Annotated in this window: 16 protein-coding genes; 9 read left to right on the top strand and 7 right to left on the bottom strand. The window is 64.6% G+C overall.

What is annotated here, in order from left to right; translation table 11 throughout:
- Positions 1–46: 46 nt before the first annotated feature.
- From R2770_15920 to R2770_15910, 3 genes are all read left to right on the top strand, one after another.
- A complete protein-coding gene (locus tag R2770_15920) occupies positions 47–1,486 on the top strand; it encodes an ABC transporter substrate-binding protein (GenBank protein MEZ5281947.1) in 1,440 nt (479 codons plus the stop codon).
- Positions 1,487–1,580: 94 nt separating this feature from the next.
- Positions 1,581–2,369, top strand: coding sequence for an ABC transporter ATP-binding protein (locus R2770_15915; protein ID MEZ5281946.1), 789 nt, complete (start codon positions 1,581–1,583; stop codon positions 2,367–2,369).
- 14 nt (positions 2,370–2,383) lie between these two features.
- Positions 2,384–3,226: an ABC transporter ATP-binding protein gene (locus R2770_15910; protein ID MEZ5281945.1), complete on the top strand. Its 843-nt coding sequence runs from the start codon at positions 2,384–2,386 to the stop codon at positions 3,224–3,226.
- Positions 3,227–3,260: 34 nt separating this feature from the next.
- Here R2770_15910 and R2770_15905 read toward each other — a convergent pair whose 3' ends face one another.
- From R2770_15905 to glpX, 4 genes are read right to left on the bottom strand one after another with little or no spacing between them, the layout of a single operon-like run.
- Positions 3,261–3,650 carry a hotdog fold thioesterase gene (locus R2770_15905; protein ID MEZ5281944.1) on the bottom strand — a complete coding sequence of 130 codons (390 nt, stop codon included), beginning with the start codon at positions 3,648–3,650 and terminating at the stop codon, positions 3,261–3,263.
- 15 nt (positions 3,651–3,665) lie between these two features.
- Entirely contained in the window at positions 3,666–4,196 is a 531-nt protein-coding gene (locus R2770_15900; protein ID MEZ5281943.1) for a MarR family transcriptional regulator, read from the bottom strand.
- Complete coding sequence (locus tag R2770_15895; protein MEZ5281942.1) at positions 4,196–4,603, bottom strand: phosphoribosyl-AMP cyclohydrolase; 408 nt, start codon at positions 4,601–4,603, stop codon at positions 4,196–4,198. Before R2770_15895 ends, R2770_15900 begins: the two co-directional genes overlap by 1 nt.
- A 28-nt stretch (positions 4,604–4,631) precedes the next feature.
- Positions 4,632–5,627, bottom strand: coding sequence for a class II fructose-bisphosphatase (gene glpX, locus R2770_15890; GenBank protein ID MEZ5281941.1), 996 nt, complete (start codon positions 5,625–5,627; stop codon positions 4,632–4,634).
- A gap of 133 nt (positions 5,628–5,760) precedes the next feature.
- Between glpX and R2770_15885 the strand changes: the two genes are divergently transcribed.
- From R2770_15885 to R2770_15875, 3 genes are read left to right on the top strand one after another with little or no spacing between them, the layout of a single operon-like run.
- A complete protein-coding gene (locus tag R2770_15885) occupies positions 5,761–6,462 on the top strand; it encodes a hypothetical protein (GenBank protein MEZ5281940.1) in 702 nt (233 codons plus the stop codon).
- A 1-nt stretch (position 6,463) separates the two neighbouring features.
- The gene (gene lhgO / locus R2770_15880; protein ID MEZ5281939.1) at positions 6,464–7,711 is read left to right on the top strand and encodes an L-2-hydroxyglutarate oxidase; all 1,248 of its coding nucleotides are present in this window, start codon (positions 6,464–6,466) and stop codon (positions 7,709–7,711) included.
- Complete coding sequence (locus R2770_15875) at positions 7,708–8,295, top strand: alpha/beta family hydrolase (protein MEZ5281938.1); 588 nt, start codon at positions 7,708–7,710, stop codon at positions 8,293–8,295. Before lhgO ends, R2770_15875 begins: the two co-directional genes overlap by 4 nt.
- A 7-nt stretch (positions 8,296–8,302) precedes the next feature.
- On the opposite strand, the gene R2770_15870 is transcribed toward R2770_15875, so the two are convergent.
- Positions 8,303–9,793: an MFS transporter gene (locus tag R2770_15870; protein ID MEZ5281937.1), complete on the bottom strand. Its 1,491-nt coding sequence runs from the start codon at positions 9,791–9,793 to the stop codon at positions 8,303–8,305.
- A gap of 56 nt (positions 9,794–9,849) precedes the next feature.
- Between R2770_15870 and murA the strand changes: the two genes are divergently transcribed.
- The 3 genes from murA to R2770_15855 all read left to right on the top strand — a co-directional run bounded on the left by murA (position 9,850) and on the right by R2770_15855 (position 12,273).
- The gene (gene murA / locus R2770_15865; protein MEZ5281936.1) at positions 9,850–11,100 is read left to right on the top strand and encodes a UDP-N-acetylglucosamine 1-carboxyvinyltransferase; all 1,251 of its coding nucleotides are present in this window, start codon (positions 9,850–9,852) and stop codon (positions 11,098–11,100) included.
- A gap of 87 nt (positions 11,101–11,187) precedes the next feature.
- On the top strand, positions 11,188–11,466 hold the full coding sequence (locus R2770_15860; protein ID MEZ5281935.1) for a NifU family protein: 279 nt from the start codon (positions 11,188–11,190) through the stop codon (positions 11,464–11,466).
- A 30-nt stretch (positions 11,467–11,496) separates the two neighbouring features.
- Positions 11,497–12,273 carry an enoyl-CoA hydratase-related protein gene (locus R2770_15855; GenBank protein ID MEZ5281934.1) on the top strand — a complete coding sequence of 259 codons (777 nt, stop codon included), beginning with the start codon at positions 11,497–11,499 and terminating at the stop codon, positions 12,271–12,273.
- A gap of 19 nt (positions 12,274–12,292) precedes the next feature.
- Here the strand turns inward: R2770_15855 and R2770_15850 are convergent, their stop codons facing one another.
- Positions 12,293–13,456, bottom strand: coding sequence for a phosphotransferase (locus R2770_15850; GenBank protein MEZ5281933.1), 1,164 nt, complete (start codon positions 13,454–13,456; stop codon positions 12,293–12,295).
- Positions 13,457–13,478: 22 nt separating this feature from the next.
- On the bottom strand, positions 13,479–14,213 hold the full coding sequence (locus tag R2770_15845) for a class I SAM-dependent methyltransferase (protein ID MEZ5281932.1): 735 nt from the start codon (positions 14,211–14,213) through the stop codon (positions 13,479–13,481).
- Positions 14,214–14,240: the final 27 nt, after the last annotated feature.

The raw sequence follows: 14,240 nt of genomic DNA, 5'->3' as shown, positions 1-14,240 counted from the left end.
GGTGCCGCCACGACCACCACACCTCAGGAGGGTACAAATGCGAAGAATGCGATGGCTGCTTGCCATGTTGCTCGCGTTCTCGATGATCGCCGCAGCTTGCGGTGACAGCGATGACAGCAGCGATGACGGCGGCACCGATACAACAGCCGATGGTGGCTCGTCCGACGACGGCGGCTCCAGCGACGACGGCGGCTCCAGCGACGACGGCGGCTCGTCCGACGATGGCGGCGACGCCATGGAGGTAGTCACCGGCGATGGCGTCGATGGCAACGTCATCCGCGTCGGCCTCAACGCCGACCTCTCGGGCCCCTTCGCCGCTCTCGTCTCCGAGATCGTCGAAGGCCAGGAGGTCTACTGGGAGGTCTTCAACGAGAACGGCGGTTACAAGGGCTTCACCGTCGAGACCGTTGTGATCGACTCGGGCTACGCCACCGACAAGGGCATCCAGAACTACGAGGAGATGGCTCAGGAAGGCGCCGACGGCGTCTTGATGATCACCGAGAACACCGGTTCTCCGATCACCGCTGCCGTTGCCGAGCAGGCAATCGAGGACAACCTCCTGCTGATTCCGCTCAGCTGGGCGTCGCTGTGGCCAGATCCCGAGATCGGCGCTGCCGTTCTCGAGAAGCAGGCCACCTACTGCATCGAGTCGATCAACGGCGTCGAGTGGCTGAAGGACAAGGTCGAGAGCGAAGGCAAGGAGGCCAAGCTGGCCATCCTCAGCCGTCCGGGTGAGTACGGCGAAGACGGCGCTGCCGGCGCTGCCATCGCCGCTGCCGAACTGGGCATCGAGATCGTGTACGACGGCACCGGCCAGGTAGCCGGCGACGACCGCACCGGCGTTGTGGCCAGCCTTGTGGGCTCGGGCGCCACCATGGTGTGGACGACCATCACCCCAGGCGAGCTGCTCGACATCTTCGGCCAGGCCGTCAGCCAGGGCTTCGACGCCTACTGGTCCGGCAACAGCCCGACGTTCAGCTACCCCGTGCACCTCACCAGCGACTTCGCCGAAGAGTTCGACCAGTACTACTACCAGTCGTTCTACCAGGCACCTTGGGCCGCTGATGTTCCGGGCATGGAGACCCTGATGGCCGAGATGATCGCTCGTCGTCCCGACCTGAACATCTCCGACGTGTACACCACCGGTTGGATCGAGGGCATGATGGCCGAAACGCTCATCCGTGCCGCGATCGACGAAGGTGAACTCACCAGGGAGAAGCTGGTCGAGCTGGCCAACTCGGGCCTCACCGTCGACTTCCAGGGTCTGTCGGCCAACCAGTCGTGGCCGCCGGACTACAACGAAGCCGTCGTTCGCTCGACCTGGATCTATGACGTCGACCTGACCCAGTTCAACGTCATCCCGATGAACCAGGTCACCGCCGATAATCCGGGTGGCACCGGCATCGTTCCGCTCGAGATCGACTACATGGGATCCGTTGCAGGCAGCTATGTCTTCGACGGCCCCTGCATCGAGCCGGCCTCGTAGCACCAACTAGCCGATAGTCGGGCCGGGGCGTTCGTTCGCCCCGGCCCCTATCGCACCGCCTGTCCGTTCAAGCACCGAAAGCACTCTCACCAAAATGCTCCAACTGGCAAACCTCGAGGTCGTCTACAACGAGGTCATTCTCGTTCTGCGCGGCCTGTCGATCGAGGTGCCCGACGGTCATGTCGTGGCGCTTCTCGGTTCAAACGGTGCAGGCAAGACCACCACCGCTCGGGCCATTACCGGGCTTCTAGACGTCCACGAGGGCAAGGCCACGAAGGGCCATGTCACCTGGAACGGGGTCGACATAACCCACTCGAACCCCGCCGCCATCGTCAAGGCCGGTATCTCCCAGGTCATGGAAGGCCGCCGCATCTTCGGCGAGCTGACCGTCGACGAGAACCTCGCAACCGGGGCCTATACCAACCGTGCCAACGAGTCGGCCAACTACGAGCGGGTAATGGAACTGTTCCCCCGCCTCAAAGAGCGTCACACTCAGGTGGCCGGTTACCTGTCGGGCGGCGAGCAGCAGATGTTGGCCATCGGTCGTGCTCTCATGGCCGAACCCAAGCTGCTGATCCTCGACGAGCCCTCCCTGGGCCTTGCGCCGCTGTTGGTCGAACAGGTCCGCGACGTCATCGTCGAAATCAACAAGCAGGGCACCAGCGTCCTGCTGATCGAACAAAACGCAATCATGGCCCTCTCCATCGCCAACTACGGCTACATCATGGAGAACGGCAAGGTCGTCATGGACGGCGACGCCAAGAAGCTCCTGGCCGACGAAGATGTCCAGGAGTTCTACCTCGGCCTTCACGGTGATGAGGGCGAGAAGAAATCCTTCAGGGACGTCAAGCATTACAAGCGCCGCAAGCGCTGGGCTTCGTGAGCACCGGAGAATCCATGTCTGACAACAACCAACAGCCGCTGCTCGAGGTCGAGAACATCACGCTGCGATTCGGCGGTGTTACCGCCATCAACGACGTGTCGTTCAAGGTCAACGAGCGCGAGCTGTTCGCCATCATCGGCCCGAACGGTGCAGGCAAGACTTCGATCTTCAACACGTTGTCGCAGGTGTACCGCCCCCAGGAGGGCGACATCCGCTGGCGCGGCAACTCGATAATGGGCATGCGCCCAGATGCAGTTGCCCACATGGGCATCGCTCGTACGTTCCAGAACATCGAGCTGTTCCCCCAGATGACGGTTATCGACAACCTCCTCACCGGTCGCCACATCCGCATGCACAGCTCGTGGCTGGCCGGCTCTGTATGGCTTGGCAAGGCAAAGAAGGAGGAGATGGAGAATCGGCGTCGCGTCGAGGACATCATCGACTTCCTCGAGATCGAGCAGTGGCGTAAGCACCCCGTAGCCCTGCTGCCCTATGGTTTCCAGAAGCGCGTCGAGCTCGGTCGAGCACTGGCGATGGAGCCCGAGCTGCTGCTGCTGGACGAGCCGGTGGCCGGCATGAATCTCGAGGAAACCGAGGACATGGCTCGGTTCATTCTCGACATCCAGCGCGAGCTCGGCATCGCGATGATTCTCGTCGAGCACGACATGGGCCTGGTCATGGACCTGGCCGATCGCATCATGGTTCTCGACTTCGGCCAGAAGATCTCTGAGGGAACGCCGATCGAGGTTCAGCGCGACCCGGCGGTGATCTCGGCGTACCTCGGCAGCGAAATAGCCCAGGTATCGACCAGCATGGCCAACGAGGTCGCCGGAGCCGTAGACGCCGTCACCGAGTGACGGGCGACGGCATCTGGCCCGTGGCTGGGTCGGTCTAGTCGCGTTTGGCGACGTCTATCGTGGTGCCGTCGAACAAGGCAACCACCCCATTGGGGCCCACCACTTCGCCCGTGTGATGGGTCACCTTTCCCCGCCGCAAGCGGCGCGTCACCGTTACGATCAGCCGGTCGCCGGCGTGGGCAGGGGCGATGTATTGCATATTGGCGGTGCTCGCAAAAGCCATGCTCTCGCCGGCGTTGGAAGCAATCTGCATTGCCGAATCGGCCAAGGTGAACAAGACGCCACCGTGGCAAGTCGAGACTATGTTCAACATCGCCTCGGTGACCGTCATCGCCAGGCGAACCTCGCCGTAACCTCCGTCGACGAACTCGATGTTCAGTGCGCCGGCCGCCGCATCGTTTGAGAACAACGCCTGGGGATCCATCGATGGTGCTCCTGCTCAGCCTCTGGGAGGCTCGGGTAGAGGGCTCGCCAGCAGGTTGGCCGCCGCGCCCCTGAATGCCTGGCCCGAGTCGGGTAGTGCGCCGAAGAACTCGGCCTCTAGTTGGTTCTGGTGGGCGTAGGCGTCGGCTAGTCGGCGGCGACCATCATCGGTCAGCCGCACGGTCACCAGCCGACCGTCGTCGTGGTCGCGGCTGCGGGTGATCAGGCCATCGTCCTCGAGCTTGTTGAGGGCGCTGGAGATGGTGGCGCGTGTGAGACCCGACAGGCGGGCTATCTCACGGGGCTCGAGCTCGCCCATCGCCCACACGCAGAACATGATGCGAAAACCCGAGAACGACCAGCCTGCGGGCCGGTGAACAACGTGTTCCAGGTGGTGCACCCACCTTGTCGACAGGCGCACGAGGTCGAGGCTGGCCTTCAGAGCGTCGAGGTCGGCGTGCGGCACTGCCGATGACACGACATCGCCGACGGCTTCCTCGAACCGGGGGCTGCGCCGAACGCCCGAGCCCACCGAAGGGTCGGGCATCAGACGAAGCTCATGTGGCCAGCGTCGACCACAGAGCGGTAGTAGCAACCCGGGCGCGTGTCACCGTTGGCGTCGCGGGTGTGGCACGCGCCACCGCCGTCGCGGCGAACCAGGTACAACAGCGAGTTCTGCTCGCAGTTGACGCGCACGTCGACCAGCGACAGGGTGTCGCCCGACGTGGCGCCCTTGTGCCAGATCTCGTTGCGCGAGGTCGAGTACAACACCGCGCTGCGGCGCTCGAGCGTTGCCTCGAAGGCGTCCTGGTTGGCGTATCCGACGAACAACACCTCGAGGCTGTCGGCGTCCTGAAGCACCACAGGGATCACGTGGTGGCCGTCCCTGCCGATCTTGGCAACCTTCTCCCAGTCGAGTGCTAGGTCGAGACCCTCTTCTAGTGCTGAACTCATGTAGGGGAATCTAGTAGGGGCGAGGCCCTCAGAAGTCGACCGACGCGTAGCGGCGAAGCTTCGAGATGTTGTGTTGGGCGATGTCGCGCCTGACCGTGCCCGACTTGGACCTCATCACCAGCGAGTCGGTGGTGGCACCGGTGCTGCTGAACCGGACACCACGGAGCAGATCTCCGTCGGTTATTCCTGTGGCCGCGAAGAACACGTCGTCTGATGCGACCAGCGTGGAGTCGTCGAGCACTGCGTCGAGGTCGTACCCCGCAGCGATGGCCGCAGCCTTTTCCTTCTCGTTGCGAGGCCAGAGGCGGCCCTGGATCGCCCCTCCCATGCACTTCAATGCCGCTGCCGAAATCACCCCTTCTGGAGTGCCTCCAATGCCCATGAGCAGATCTGCTCCGGTGTTGGGTTCGGCGGTAGCGATGGCTCCGGCTACGTCGCCGTCGGGAATCAGACGAATGCGCGCGCCGGTCTCGCGGACCTCTCGAATCAGATCGGCGTGACGATCTCGGTCGAGTATCACCACGGCCACGTCGCGAACGTCTTTGCCCAGTGCTTCGGCAACGGCTTCGACGTTCTCGGTGGCCGTCTTGTTGATGTCGATGGCGTCGCGGGCCTGTGGTCCAGCAGCCACCTTTTCCATGTAGACACAGGGGCCTGGGAAATACATGGTGCCTCGGGGGGCCACGGCGATCACCGAGATGGCACCGCCGCGTCCCAGAGCCGTGAGTGTGGTGCCGTCGATCGGGTCGACGGCGATATCGGTGAGGGCGCCGGTGCCATCACCGATCTCCTCACCGTTGTAGAGCATCGGAGCCTCGTCCTTTTCGCCCTCGCCGATCACGACCAGGCCCGCCATCGGCACGCTCTGCAGCACGATTCGCATGGCGTCGACGGCCGCACCGTCGGCGCCGATCTTGTCTCCGCGGCCCATCCATCGGGCCGCAGCCAGTGCGGCCGCTTCGGTGGTGCGCACCAGCTCCATCGCCAGGTTGCGGTCGGGGGCTTCGCGTGTGGCAGGGTTCATATCGGCTCTCCGGGGGGCTAGGGGATCCGCTCGTTCGAAGATCATGCCCTGATCCTGTCGGCACCGCCAGCCGAGCATTAGGGGCGAAGAACCACCGAACAGATCTCACCGGGCGCCGCTAGCGTTTGGTCTCGTGATTGTCGCCGAGTTCGAAGTCTGGCACTCGCGCCCGGTTGCGCCCACGCGGCGAGTCGCGATCACCGGCGGCAAGCTCCCAATCGACCCTGCGCCCGGCTACGGCGGGCTCCTCTTGGCAGGGATAGTCGCGGCCTACAGCAAGGACCTCGACGAAGAGACACACGACGATCTGGTGGGGTTGATGGCCAAGGTGGTCTCGGGGGCGAAAATTCCCCAGCCTCAGCTGCGGCACCGGTTCCAGGTCGACCGGGTGGGGCTCTCCAGCTCGAAACATCGCCTGTTGGTGCGCGACGGTGAGCTCGTGTTGAGCCTCGAACCCGACTGTCCACCTGCCCCACAGGTGCTGGCGGCCGTGTACCGCACCGGGCAGTTCGAGCCTTCGCAGCGGCGCTCGATCATGACGCTGGTGTCGTCGGCGACCCGCTGGCGTCACGGCAACGTCGCAGGCCTCATCCCATGGCTGACCGGCGATCGGGTAGGTGATCAACTCGGTGAGATCATCGTCGACCCTAAGAGGTGGGCCTGCGATGTGTTCGGATTCGAATCCGATCCGGCGAACCACCGAGAGGTCCAGCGAAGGTTCAGGGCGCTGTTGCGCGACGCTCACCCCGACCATGGGGGAGAGTCCGAGCACGCTGCGGCCCAGATCATGCGCTTGAACGAAGCTCGACGGATTCTGCTCGCCAAGGGAGCATGAAATGAACACATCCAGCGCCCCCGCCAACCGCACTGCGGTGCCGCTACCCGACAGCAGCGACGTGGTCATCGTCGGTGCCGGCATCGTGGGGCTGGCTACGGCCCACCGGCTGCTGCAGCAGCGCCCGGGCGCCACGGTGGTGGTAATCGAGAAGGAGAGTGGCCTGGCGGCCCATCAGACGGGCCACAACAGTGGCGTGTTGCACTCGGGCGTCTACTACAAGCCGGGGTCGCTGAAGGCCAAGACCGCCGTGGCCGGGCGCTCGGCCATGGTGCGGTTCTGCGAAGAGAACGGCATCGACCACGATGTGTGCGGCAAGGTCATCGTCGCCACCTCGTCCGACGAACTGGGTCGCCTCGAGGATCTTTTCGAGCGGGCCGGCCACAACGGCATCGAGGCAACGATGCTGGGCCCCGACGAACTCGCCGAGTTCGAACCTCACGCGGCCGGTATCAGGGCCATTCACATCCCCTCCACGGGCATCGTCGACTACGGCCAGGTTTGCGAGGCTCTAGGTCGTCTGGTCGAGAAGGCCGGCGGCGTCATAGCCACCAATGCCTCGGTGTCGTCCCTAGCCGACGGTAAAGCACGTGCAGTGCGCGTCGCCACGTCTCGCGGCACGGTCGAAACCGATCTAGTGGTGAATTGCGCCGGCCTGCACAGCGATCAGGTGGCCAAACACGACAACGCCATCGACGACGGCACCCATATCGTGCCGTTCCGGGGCGAGTACTACGAGATACACGGCCCTCGCCGCTCGTTGGTCAAGAACCTGATCTACCCGGTTCCAGACCCGAGCTTCCCCTTCCTCGGCGTACACCTGACTCGCATGATCGATGGATCTATTCATGCCGGCCCCAACGCTGTACTGGCCCTGGCCCGCGAGGGCTACACGTGGCGAGACATCTCGCCGGCGCAACTGAAGGATCACGCCACCGACGCCGGCTTGTGGCGTCTGGGACGCAAGTACTGGAAGACCGGTGCGGGTGAAGTATGGCGATCGCTGAACAAGAAGGCGTTCGTCAAGGCGCTGCAGCGGCTGGTTCCAGAGATCGAAGCCGACGACCTGACCAAGTCGGAGGCGGGGGTCAGAGCTCAAGCTCTGCGGCCCACCGGTGAGCTGGTCGACGACTTCGCCATCGCCGAGACCCGACACGCAGTACATGTTCTGAACGCCCCCTCTCCGGCCGCCACGGCCTCCCTGGAGATCGCATCCAACATCGTGCAACGGGTCGAGGCGAGGTTGTGACCAGCAGCGTCGGGCTTGTATTGCTGACCCCGGGCAGTGGTGGGTCGGCCGATCATCCGACCCTGATCGACCTCGAACAACAGCTGAAGACCCGCTTGGGGCTCGAGGTGGTTCGCTACGACTTCGCCTATCGCAGAGCCGGCAAGAAGTCGCCGGGCCGAGCCGACCGCCTGGTCGGCGAACTGGCCGAGGTCGTGGCGCAGCACGCGGCCGATCGCGGGCTCGAAACCGGCTCTGTCGTCATCGGAGGCCGCAGCATGGGCGGTCGGGTCTGCTCGATGGCGGTGGCCGAAGGGTTGGCCGCTGCCGGGCTGTTGATGTTGAGCTATCCGCTGCACCCTCCGGGCAAGCCCGAGTCGACCAGGGTCGCGCACTGGCCCCAGATCGCAGTTCCTAGCCTGTTCGTGTCTGGCGACAACGACCCGTTCGGCCGGCCCGACGAGTTCGACCGCGAGTTCCCGGCGTTGGCCCACGCGCCCGCTGCCGTGTGGCTAGAGGGCGGGGCACACGACCCCAAGCGCAAGGATCATCGCGGCCGCATAGTCGACGAGACCGTCGACTGGATCTCGTCGACCTTCGGCTAGGTATGGCTCAGCCGGGCTGAGCATCCTCGGGATTCAGGTCGGTGAGGGTCCTGCCAGTTGTCTCGGGCAGCGTCACCAGGGCTATCAGCAGGCCCAGCAATGGGCCTATCCACAGCAGGGCTATGACCGAGCCGATCGAATCCCAACGGTCGCTTAGCCATCCGGTGACGGCCAGGCCCGTGATGGCGCCCGCAACCCCCGAAACGCTGATCCAGCCAACCGCACGATTGCGGATCTTGCTGGGGAACAGCTCGCCGCGATACACCCCCAGCGAAGGCAGAAGGCCACTGGAGGCAATGGCTGCCAGCAGGGCCAGAACCCACATCAACACCCCCGATGTGTTGAAGACCGCGCTGAGGGTGCCCAACCCCAGCACCGTCGAAGTCGCCAGCACGATCTTGCGGCCGACGGTGTCGGCGATACGGCCGGCTACCGCAAGCCCGATGCCGCCAGGCGTAGCCGTCGACAAGACGAAGAGCGTTATCTGGCCGGCGCTGAAGCCCCGTTCGTCGCGCAAGAACTCGTTTCTGAACTGGTCGGCGGGTGCCAGATACATCGCAATGGCGAAGGTCACGGCGCACAGGACGAGCAGCGGACCGATCCGGTCCGACAACCGGGCTGTTGACGAACCACGGTCGAACCATCTGCTCTCGGGAAGGTTGCGATGAAAGCTCAATGCGAGCAGGAACGCCATGGCCGGCGGCACGAAGACAACCCGCCAACCCCACACAGCTGAATCGGCGAAGGGCAGGATCCACAACACCATTCCTGCGCCGAGCGCCGAGGCCATGCCCACGAGGCTCAGCGCATAGGCCCGCGAACGGGCCGGCATCTCCTCGACCGCATACACCAGGATGACGGTCACCAGGGCTGCGTTGAAGGTTCGCATCAGCACCTGAGCCGCGGCAAAGGTGAACACGTCCGGAGCTGCTGCGGTGATCAGCGCGCTGAAGCCGCCGGCCCCCGTTGATATCACGGCCACCCGGCGGCGCCCCCGCCGATCGGCCAGCGCAACAACGGCGATGGCCAATAGTGTGCCCAGCCTGCCCGTTGCACTGACGACGCCCTGGGCGGTGCGGCTGAGGTCGAACTCGTCGGCGACGAAGGTGAGCGTTTGCCCCAGCAGGCTCCCCATGTAGCCGGTCAGCACCGCCGCAGCGGCGAGGGTGCCCAGCACGGTTGACGACCTGGCGTCGAGCCTGTCAGACGGTGCCCACCACGGCTGGCGCCCGTCGTGGTGAGGCGTCTTCAGGGCCCGTCGCACCAGCAGTGCAAATGCCCATCGAAACCACGGGATGGCCAGTTGGTACTGGATCTGCTCGATTGCGCCGCCGCTTTCGTCGTAGTCGACGTTGCGGCTGTAAGAGTTGAACGGGCCGTCGGCCGCCTCGAATCGGCCCCGGGCGACGCGGACCTCCAGCACGACGTCGTCGCGGGGCTCGTCCAGGAGCGCTGTTCCGGATGATCCCGGCGGGTGGTACTTGTGGATGTTCGGCATGGGTCGTCAGACGCCTGCCGGTTGCGCAGGAGTCAGGAGGCAACATACTGGTGCACATGGATCGCATCGTCGTGAGCGAGAGTGGACCCCTCGAAGGGGAGGTCCCAATCCACGGCGCCAAGAACTCGGTGCTGAAGCTGATGGCCGCCACATTGCTGGCGGCCGGTGACTACGAGCTGACAAACGTACCCGACATCGTCGATGTCAGGCTGATGGCCGACCTGCTCGAAGCCATGAACGTCGAGGTCGACCTGGCCCCGCCCAGGTGTCGGATCTCGGTGCCGGCGCTCGTGCGCCCAGAGGCTCCATACGAACTGGTGGAGCGGATGCGGGCTTCGATAGTGGTTCTAGGGCCGCTGCTCGCCCGCTATGGCCGGGCGCGTGTGGCGCTTCCGGGCGGTGACGACTTCGGCCCCCGGCCCATCGACATGCACCTCGACGCGCTCAGGCAGCTGGGCGCCCACTTCGACACGGCTCACGGCAACATCGAGGGCCGTGCCGATCGGTTGCTCGGAACCGAAGTGCTGCTCGAGTATCCGAGTGTGGGCGCCACCGAGAACATCTTGATGGCATCGGTGCTGGCGAAGGGCGAGACCGTCATCGAGAACGCTGCCCGTGAGCCAGAGATCTCAGACCTGGCGAACTTCCTGGTCGCTATGGGCGCCAGCATCGAAGGGGCCGGAACGTCGACCATCACGGTCGAAGGTGTCGACGAGCTGCACTCGACCGACCATCGGGTCGTGGCCGACCGGATCGAGGCAGCGACCTTTCTGTCCGCTCTTGGCGTTGCCGGGGGCGAGCTGACGCTGTCGGGGGCCAGGCCCGAACACATGGACATGTTGCTGCGCAAGCTGAGCGATATGGGTATGCAGATCTGCGCTACCGAAGGCGGCCTGTGGGCTGCGGTGCACGGACGCCTCGACTCGGTCGACATCGCAACATTGCCTTACCCGGGCGTCGCCACCGACTACAAGCCGTTCATCGTCGCGATGCTCACGGTTGCCAGCGGCGTCGGAATCGTCACCGAGAACATCTTCGGTGGGCGTTTCCGCTATGTGGACGAGCTTCGCCGAATGGGAGCAGACATACGCACCGAGGGTCACCACGCCGTCGTGAGGGGATGCGAACGACTGTCGGGTGCACCGGTGAAGGCCCACGACATACGGGCCGGGGCCGCCCTGGTGGTCGCCGGGCTGGGAGCAACAGGCTCGACCGAGATTTCGGGTGTCGACCACATCGATCGTGGGTATACAGACCTGGTAGGCGATCTGGCGGCCGTGGGTGCAAACATCCGGCGTTGCTCTTGAGGCCGCAGGGAATTTGGATCCGACGCGCAGCGTTGTACATGCTCAGTGCCGCAGAGATGAGGGTCACCAATGTCGCAAACCGATGACATGAGAGCTCAGGTCGAGAAAGTCATGACCGTCATCCGGCCCGCAATGCAGGCCGACGGTGGCGATATCGAGCTTGTCGATGTCGATACCGACAGCGGTGTGGTCACCGTCGAGTTGCTGGGTGCATGTGGTGATTGCCCGATGTCCGAGCAAGATCTCAAGCTGGGTGTCGAACGGGTTCTGATGCAGCGCGTTCCGGGCGTCACATCGGTGGTCAACAAATCGGTTCTACCCGCAGCAGCCGAGCAGACCTTCGAGCTTCGGGGCCTGAGCATCTAGTCTCGTTCCAGCCGAGCTGGGAGAAGCGAGATGTCAGAGCAGTTCGTAAAGGTCGACAGACGCGACGACGGCGTGGCCGTTGTCACCCTCGAGCGCCCCAAGGTCAACGCGCTGAACGCCCAATTGTTGGGCCAGTTGCTCGAGGCCGCCAATGACCTCACCGACAATCCTCCCGGTGCAGTCGTGGTCACCGGTGGTCCACGGGTATTCGCCGCGGGAGCCGACATCTCCGAATTTGGCGGACCCGAACGGGCTCGTGAGGTCGGAGGTGCGTTCAGAGCTGCGCTCGACGCCGTGGCGGCCATTCCTCGAATGACGATCGCCGCGGTCAACGGTGTCGCCCTGGGTGGTGGGTGTGAGTTGGCACTGGCGTGCGACATGCGCTTTGCCGCCACCGATGCCCGATTCGGCCAGCCCGAGATACTCCTGGGCATCATCCCGGGTGGGGGTGGCACCCAGCGCCTCACCAGGCTCGTCGGTGCGTCGCGTGCAAAGGACATCATCCTCAGCGGTCGCATGGTCGACGCCGAAGAAGCGTTGCGTATCGGCCTGGCGGATCGGGTGGTCGAGCCCGGAGAGGTGTTCGGCCAGGCGGTTGCCTATGCCGCGGAGCTCGCCAAGGGAGCTGTGTTGGGTCAGGCGCTGGCCAAGAGAGCCATCGACGACGGCCTCGATCAGACCCTGGCAGCCGGCCTCGACATCGAGTTGGCGCTGTTCGAGGAGGTCTTCACCACCGAAGACAGCCAGATCGGGGTCAAGTCGTTCCTCGAGAACGGTCCGGGCAAGGCGGCCTTCACCGGGCGTTGACCTGGGCTCGGTGGCCGGGTCAGACGTCGTCTGTTCGGCTGTGGGTGGGCCGGTTCTGAAGCGAGCGTGCCAGCCGGAACACGGCATCGGCCTCGTCGCGGCGCAGGTTGGTGTCGAGCATCCGTAGCTCGGCGGCGTTGGTGGCGTGCGCCGACACCAGATCGTCGCCCACCGCCGATCGGTACTCGGCCGCGATTCGCTCGCGTATCGCCTGGATGGCGGCTCGGTAAGCGAGCCCACCGTCGACGGTGTCGGTCTTCATCAGTACCCAGGTCATTGCCCGGTCGAGGCCGCGTTGGCCAACGCCCGCATTGGCCCAGTTGATGACCCTGGGGCCGTCTGGCCCCAACAAGACGTTGCCCGGGTGCAGGTCGAGGTGCACCAGCCCCTCGCCATGGAAGGCCAGGCGATCCGGCGGCACCGGCACGGAATCGAGTCGGTTGTGAAGATCGACGAGGGTTCTGGCATGACGCTTGTAGCGCCAAGGGTGAGCGGTCAAGTCGTCGAGCATGCTTGGACCGTCGACGCGTTCCATGACGATGGCTGCGTCATCGGGATGGGCGAAGACCTGCGGAACCGGGTACCCGTTTTGATGCAGCCACATCATCAGGTCGCGCTCGGCGGCCAAAGAAGCCCGATTGCGGTTGCGGCGAATGACCCTGTTGCGGCCGTATTCGTGGACGTCGCCATGTCTGCCAGTACCCACCAGAGACCCTTCGACAGCGTCGGGTTCGTAGATGTCGGGTCGGGTCTGTTCGTTGATGCGGTCGCGAAGCCGCTGGAGGTCTGACTTCATGGCCCGCATCCGCAGTGTTCTCGTGATGAGGTCTGCGGCCCTGCCGCCGAGCCACCAGGGGAGGGCAAACTCTTCCTCCCACGAGAGGTTTGTGCGATTGCCGCGCTGGGTCAACGCGATGATGCCGGTGCCCGAGATGGAACCCTCGCGGCGAATGCCGATGGCTTGACCCTCGTCCCATCGTTCGATGGTCATGCGCCCTGGCAGGCGCAGCGGCCCGATGCCAACGACAACGTCGAACACGGTTCCAGGGCCGGCGTGCTCGTCGGTTATGAACGAAAGTGACTCGACCGACTCGATCCAGTCGCGGTGGCCTTCGACATCGCTCAGCTGTGCCCACACCTCTTCGCTGGTGGCGTCGATTTCGACCGAAGCATGGGCTCTCACCGCCAAACCTCCTGTGCCAAACCTAGTGGCTGCGTCGGTAGACGCTGACTTGTGTAGTCGAGTCTTCGTCGAATGGATGCCCGGCCCAGTCGCCATAGCGGTGAACCAGCTCGAGCCCGGCGGCTTCGGCCATGTCGTCCATTTCATTGGGCGAGGTCGGCAGGATCGCCCACGGCCGCAGCCGCACCGAGCCATCGGCGCCGATGTGCACGTGGTTTCCGCGGGTGATTCTGGTGACTGCATCGGTGATGGTCGCCGTCAGCACCAGCCCGCCGTCTTCGAGGTGGCCCGCTTCGAGGCCCCTGCGCGACGGTGCGGCGCCTGGCACCACCGCCTCGACGAACAGCAAGCCTCCGGGAACCAGATGGCTGCCGACACAGGCCAGGCACGACCGTTGGGCGTCGAGGGAAACCAGGTTGAACAGCGTGTTGAAGGCGATCAACGCCGCGTCGAAGCTGCGGCCCAGCGAGAAGTCGGCCATGTCGGCTTCGACCGCGGTGATCAGGCCTGCGGGGTCGTTGCGGCTCAGGCGCTGGAGCATCGATGCGGACGCGTCGATGCCGACGACCTCACATCCAACACGGGCAAGCGCCAGGGCGATACGACCCGTGCCCACACCCAACTCGAGGACGCGCGGGCCGCGAGCCATAGCAGTAACCGTCCGCACCGTCGCATCGACGTCTGAGACGTGGGCGTACCAGTCGTCGTAGACGTCGGCGAACGACTCGCCGTATTGGTCAGCGCGGTACTCGACCATGCGACAAGCGTCTCACGTATACAGTCG

It is taken from the genome of Acidimicrobiales bacterium, assembly GCA_041394185.1.
In the GTDB taxonomy this organism is placed as follows: Bacteria; Actinomycetota; Acidimicrobiia; order Acidimicrobiales; family Poriferisodalaceae; genus JAAETH01.
Note: the sequence above shows the minus strand (reverse complement) of the source record. Positions and strands in the feature narration are given on the sequence as shown.

What these genes read in the sequence shown, in the direction of transcription:
- R2770_15845 (MEZ5281932.1), bottom strand. Translation starts at nt 14,213, where the DNA reads ATGGTCGAGTACCGCGCTGACCAATACGGCGAGTCGTTCGCCGACGTC.
- R2770_15900 (MEZ5281943.1), bottom strand. Translation starts at nt 4,196, where the DNA reads ATGCCCGACCCTTCGGTGGGCTCGGGCGTTCGGCGCAGCCCCCGGTTC.
- R2770_15860 (MEZ5281935.1), top strand. Translation starts at nt 11,188, where the DNA reads ATGAGAGCTCAGGTCGAGAAAGTCATGACCGTCATCCGGCCCGCAATG.
- R2770_15895 (MEZ5281942.1), bottom strand. Translation starts at nt 4,603, where the DNA reads ATGAGTTCAGCACTAGAAGAGGGTCTCGACCTAGCACTCGACTGGGAG.
- R2770_15920 (MEZ5281947.1), top strand. Translation starts at nt 47, where the DNA reads ATGCGATGGCTGCTTGCCATGTTGCTCGCGTTCTCGATGATCGCCGCA.
- R2770_15905 (MEZ5281944.1), bottom strand. Translation starts at nt 3,650, where the DNA reads ATGGATCCCCAGGCGTTGTTCTCAAACGATGCGGCGGCCGGCGCACTG.
- murA (MEZ5281936.1), top strand. Translation starts at nt 9,850, where the DNA reads ATGGATCGCATCGTCGTGAGCGAGAGTGGACCCCTCGAAGGGGAGGTC.
- R2770_15870 (MEZ5281937.1), bottom strand. Translation starts at nt 9,793, where the DNA reads ATGCCGAACATCCACAAGTACCACCCGCCGGGATCATCCGGAACAGCG.
- glpX (MEZ5281941.1), bottom strand. Translation starts at nt 5,627, where the DNA reads ATGAACCCTGCCACACGCGAAGCCCCCGACCGCAACCTGGCGATGGAG.
- R2770_15910 (MEZ5281945.1), top strand. Translation starts at nt 2,384, where the DNA reads ATGTCTGACAACAACCAACAGCCGCTGCTCGAGGTCGAGAACATCACG.
- R2770_15855 (MEZ5281934.1), top strand. Translation starts at nt 11,497, where the DNA reads ATGTCAGAGCAGTTCGTAAAGGTCGACAGACGCGACGACGGCGTGGCC.
- R2770_15915 (MEZ5281946.1), top strand. Translation starts at nt 1,581, where the DNA reads ATGCTCCAACTGGCAAACCTCGAGGTCGTCTACAACGAGGTCATTCTC.
- lhgO (MEZ5281939.1), top strand. Translation starts at nt 6,464, where the DNA reads ATGAACACATCCAGCGCCCCCGCCAACCGCACTGCGGTGCCGCTACCC.